A 4556-nucleotide genomic window follows, 5' to 3' on the forward strand; every position below is an offset into this window, starting at 1 on the left:
TGCTCTCAATGGCTGTTTGAGCCTTATCTGAAATATTGATGTAATCAGTACTCGGGACCAAGATTTTTGAAGCGAGCATACCGTGCCAGGTACGCCCGCTCCATGTAGTCGTAGACACACCGCCGTCAAGCGAGTCTGAAGCTGTGTCGATGATGCCGCCATATTCTGTTCCATCGATAGATACTAGATATCCATCTTTGATTGGAATCGACGGAGCAAATACTTCAAAAGTATTTCCCGTATCTCCAAAAGAAAGGTCGAGCACATAGTCCTCTGTACCAGCAATATCTTCACCGTCAGCCTTTGACACCGTTAAGATGTCCATGGAAGACCTCCTCTTGTTTCCCACCATTCAATATCAAAGCCAAATGTGCCGTCCCATGAGACGCTCTGAAAGCCTTGTTTCAGTGGTTCAAAGCAATAGTTGCCACTGCCCTTTCCGCTGCCACGGCTACCAACATCGAAGCGGTCTGACACGTCCCCAAGTTCAGTGACAAGTGTGATTGTCTTGCGAGTACGAGTGCCATCTACAACAAGACGACCTCCACTTGGGACCGTCACTAAAAATGAGTAAGTGTTATCACCAATCACAATTCGTGGCTGGAGAGCTGTCCCGTAAATGGTGAACTTTACTGGACATTCTGAAGATGAGCGAACTTCAAGCTGGTTTGGCGGTCTCGTAATACCAAGGTTGTATGGAGCATTGGTCGGTAAATTAAGCCAATCACTCTGTACATCATCGTGAGTCACGCTAAAGCTTTTAATGTGGCTTTTGTGCCATGACCCTTCTAACAAAATAACTGTAAGAGCAACTGTTGCCTGATCATGAAAGACCGATTGGACCTCACTTTTAGACACATATACATCTTGTGACCACTCATTGTTATAGACCAGCGCTCCTGGCTTTTGATTATTGAAATCAAATTCAAATTCCTTGGCCATTGATTCTGCCAGTTCAGAACCCTCAATGAAGAGATCTAACGTGACTTCTTGAGCATTAGAGGAAATGCCAGAAATAGAACGCGCTCCTAGCGTGTATCCAGGCTTGTAACCTCTAAGAGATGTGCCAGTACCAATTGAGGCTTCTGGCACATCAAGCTCAAAGCTATTACCGCGGGAAGAAACGTATTTGAGCTTACGCATTCGTCTTCACCGCCTTCTGAACCGCTCGAGCAAAATCACGGTCTCCAATATTGTTAGAGTTCTCATCAATAACCTGTCCGAGCTCACCGTTACGCATGAAGTCATAGATATCTGCAAGCGTGGTTGCATTTGCGCGTTGCTGTCTTGAATCAAGCTCAAAAGCGGCACGATAAATACCGTTTGCATTAGCGTCAGCAACCGCTGAGAAGCTCAGAGGACGAGCATTACTAAAGACGTCATGTACGCTTGACAGAGCACTCATTGCCTCTGTTTCAGCAAGTGCGGAACTTCCCTTAATCCCCTTTGCGAAGTCTCTCATGAGAGCACGGCCAGAATACGTCGTGTAGCCATGGCCTGAGAATGGTCCTTTCTTTGCAGGTGAGAATGGGAATAGCTTACGCACCGCACCGAGCGCGTCTGATGCTGCGCTTGTTACTGCATTTACAGCATTTCTGATGCCTTTGGCGAAGCCATCTAAGAGCGCTTTACCAGAATTAACAAGCCAATCGCCCGCATTAGAAAAGAAACTTTTAATCTTATCTGGAACGCTCTTCACAAAATCGACTGCTGCATTTAGGCCATCTGTAACCCCACGGAGAAATCCGTCGGCGGCCTCTGATGCTTTTGCCGCCATGTCGACTGCCCAAAGAGCAATGTTTACCAAAAGCGTTGCAAGGGCAGTTTGAACTTGTTCTGGAATCGTCGATACAAATAAGACGAACTGAGCAAATGCGCTTGGTAGGTCGACAGTAAAGAAGTTGACAACGTTCTGAACAAATTCAGAGCCAATCTGAACCGCCAGCTGAGCAAGTTGAGCGCCTAGTCCAAACAGAAATACAACTGCAAAAGTAAGCGCGTAAAGAACCATTGATGGTAGCTCTTGGATGAATTGTCCTACCGCTGCGGGAATCCCTTGAACAAATTGGACGAATTGAGTGAAAGCTGTTGGCAATGTTGTTGTAAAGAAACCAACTATGGAATCTACTGCACCACTAATAGCCGAGCAAATAGAGTCCCAAATACCAATTACAGCATTTCTAAAATCTTCATTAGTATTCCAGAGCCATGTAAAAACAGCCCCGAGAGCAACTACCGCAACTGCAATCCAGCCAATAACAGGGATAGATCCCACAAGTGCTAGAAGGCTCGTTCCAACGCCACTAATGGCCGTTGAAATCGTTCCGAAGACACTCGCAAGTGTCCCACCCTCACCAACAAGTTCACCAAAAACAGAAAGCGTTGATAGGACGCCTTCTCCACCCTTGATAGCATCAAAGGCCAAAGAAGCGGCGCTTTTTAGAAGTCCAAAGTCATCTGCTATTGAACGTACGGCTTTGATTGTTTCGTAAGCAATTAGGGCGGTTGCTACGGCAACAATGACGGGTGCAACAACTGTGAGGTTGTCTCTCAAACCTTGGACTGCGTCACGTGCGAGCTCTACAGCAGACTTAACACCATCGACGGCAGATTTAAGCAAATCCGCTGCGCTGCGGGATGTATTCTCTGAGCCATCTAAACCAGTAAACGTTGTTATGAGGTCGCCAATAAGCCCGATGGTACTATCAAATACGTCTTTTAGTGCATTTAAAGCGTCGCCAAATGATGTGATTGCTCCATTATTTTGAAGCTGATCCATGAACGAACCAACAGTGGAAATAACGGGGTCAAGATACGTGATAATTGTATCGGCTATACCAGAAAAACTGCTAGAAAAATCGTTGATTGCACCTGCAATATTGGCTTGTCCAATATGATCAATAATCTTAGCAACAGCCTTATTAATACGGTTTTGAACGTTGGTCCAAGCGGTACCAATTGACTCCGTTGAGATACGTGCCTGCTCCGCAAATGACGCATAGCCAGGAAGACCCTCATTATTGAGACTTACAATTGCATTGTTGAATTGGTCAAATGTAATTGCACCGCTTTGCATTGCCTTATAAAGATCTGCTTGGTTTGCATTAGCACCGAGTAGAGCTTTAGCAATCTGATTCAGCTGGCCTGGCATGGCTTGCGCAAGAATCTTCCACGACTGCATGTCAACTCTGCCAGTTGAAAGCATCTGAGAATACTGCTCAAAAGCAGAATTCATTATCTCTTGGCTCTTGCCTCCAGCCAAAAGTGCGTTATTAAATGCCAGAGCCACATCTGTCGCTGTGGCAAGTGAACCAGACACAGGCGCAATCTTCTGCACTGAGCCAACAATGGCGTCAAGCGATGTTGGAAGACCGTCAATACCAGTTGAAAGCCGTTCAATAGTCGCACGAGCTTCGTCTGCAGAATAGCCAACAGACTGCATAATCTTAGGGAAGTTTGCAATCGTGTCGACGCGGTTGACTGCAGAGGCAATTGAGCCAGAAATCGCATCTAACGCACGGGATGTAACGCTCGACACAATTCCCATAATTGCACCGGTTGCGCCACCAAAGCCGCTTGCGTAGTTTTGAGCGGCCTGTCGTCCAGCGTTTGTGTGGACAGACACCGCTGATTTATATCCGCTTCCCAGTGCTCGCTTTACATTAGCACCAAGATTGTCGAATTTAGGAGTAAGAAGGACGGAACCTCTTACTACTGTTCCAGCCACTATTCACCTCCTAGCGTTCTCTAAAAAGAAGCTCCTCAACGCGGTCCTGTGAGACGTTAAGAAGCTTCTTCTTACTTTGTTCTTGTTTCAGTTCTGGACGCTTAACGGCGTCAGGCTTTCTGCCTTTACCTCCCGCTTGCTCGTATCGAAGATACGAAAGGTTATCAACCGCTAGTGCAAGCAAATAGTCGCTATTGGACCAATCATTTCTGGGGTCAACATTGCAAACAGTTCTTGAGCCATGAGGGAGGTTTATCATCAAATAAAACAGACGCTCAAACTCGCAAGAGTCGATGAGCGTCTGTAGATTTACTTGGTAATACTGCTGAAAGTCTGCTTCCAGCTTGCCCCTTTTTGTGTCATCACACAGAATCGGAGCAAGCGGAATTAGTTTTTTGCGTCAAGTTTTTCCAGAAGGGCGGACTCAATGCGCATGATCTCTTCAGCGTCGTCATATCCGAGCTTGGCGGTTACGATTTCCACAACATGATTGTCACAATCGCCACCAAAAAGATAGTCGTAGAGAGCAAGTACAGGAGAAAGTGCTTCTGGGCTATTTTGCTCTGCATCACTAACACGAGCCATGCGACGCATAAACTCACGAGACTTAGTACGACGCATATCAACGACATACTCTTCACCTTCGAATTCAATTACGCGCTCATATGGAGCGTGCTTAGGCTTATCCTGTACAAAGTCAAGATAATCGTGCTCCAACTTTGCACGTGAATTTTCTTTCTCCGCTGCGAGCTCTCGAAGCTGCTCCGCTGACATGTTGGAAATATCCATATTGAGTCCTCTCAAAACTTAATTAATGTACAACGCCAGG

5 protein-coding genes are annotated in these 4556 nt (G+C 46.2%); all 5 read right to left on the reverse strand.

Features of this window, described 5'->3' with window-relative positions:
* Nucleotides 1–325 (reverse strand): hypothetical protein (locus RWJ43_RS06035; protein ID WP_314008957.1); only part of this gene is annotated, 325 nt, incomplete at its 3' end.
* Nucleotides 313–1143 carry a hypothetical protein gene (locus RWJ43_RS06040; RefSeq protein WP_314008959.1) on the reverse strand — a complete coding sequence of 277 codons (831 nt, stop codon included), beginning with the start codon at nucleotides 1141–1143 and terminating at the stop codon, nucleotides 313–315. The genes RWJ43_RS06040 and RWJ43_RS06035, both read right to left, overlap by 13 nt.
* The gene (locus RWJ43_RS06045; protein WP_314008961.1) at nucleotides 1136–3727 is read right to left on the reverse strand and encodes a tape measure protein; all 2592 of its coding nucleotides are present in this window, start codon (nucleotides 3725–3727) and stop codon (nucleotides 1136–1138) included. Before RWJ43_RS06045 ends, RWJ43_RS06040 begins: the two co-directional genes overlap by 8 nt.
* A gap of 10 nt (nucleotides 3728–3737) precedes the next feature.
* On the reverse strand, nucleotides 3738–3986 hold the full coding sequence (locus tag RWJ43_RS06050; protein WP_314008963.1) for a hypothetical protein: 249 nt from the start codon (nucleotides 3984–3986) through the stop codon (nucleotides 3738–3740).
* Between the two features lie 128 nt (nucleotides 3987–4114).
* Nucleotides 4115–4516, reverse strand: a complete 402-nt coding sequence (locus RWJ43_RS06055; protein WP_314008965.1) for a hypothetical protein — start codon at nucleotides 4514–4516, stop codon at nucleotides 4115–4117.
* Between the last annotated feature and the right edge of the window lie 40 nt (nucleotides 4517–4556).

This window comes from Lancefieldella parvula (genome assembly GCF_963530955.1).
In the GTDB taxonomy this organism is placed as follows: Bacteria; Actinomycetota; Coriobacteriia; order Coriobacteriales; family Atopobiaceae; genus Lancefieldella; species Lancefieldella parvula_A.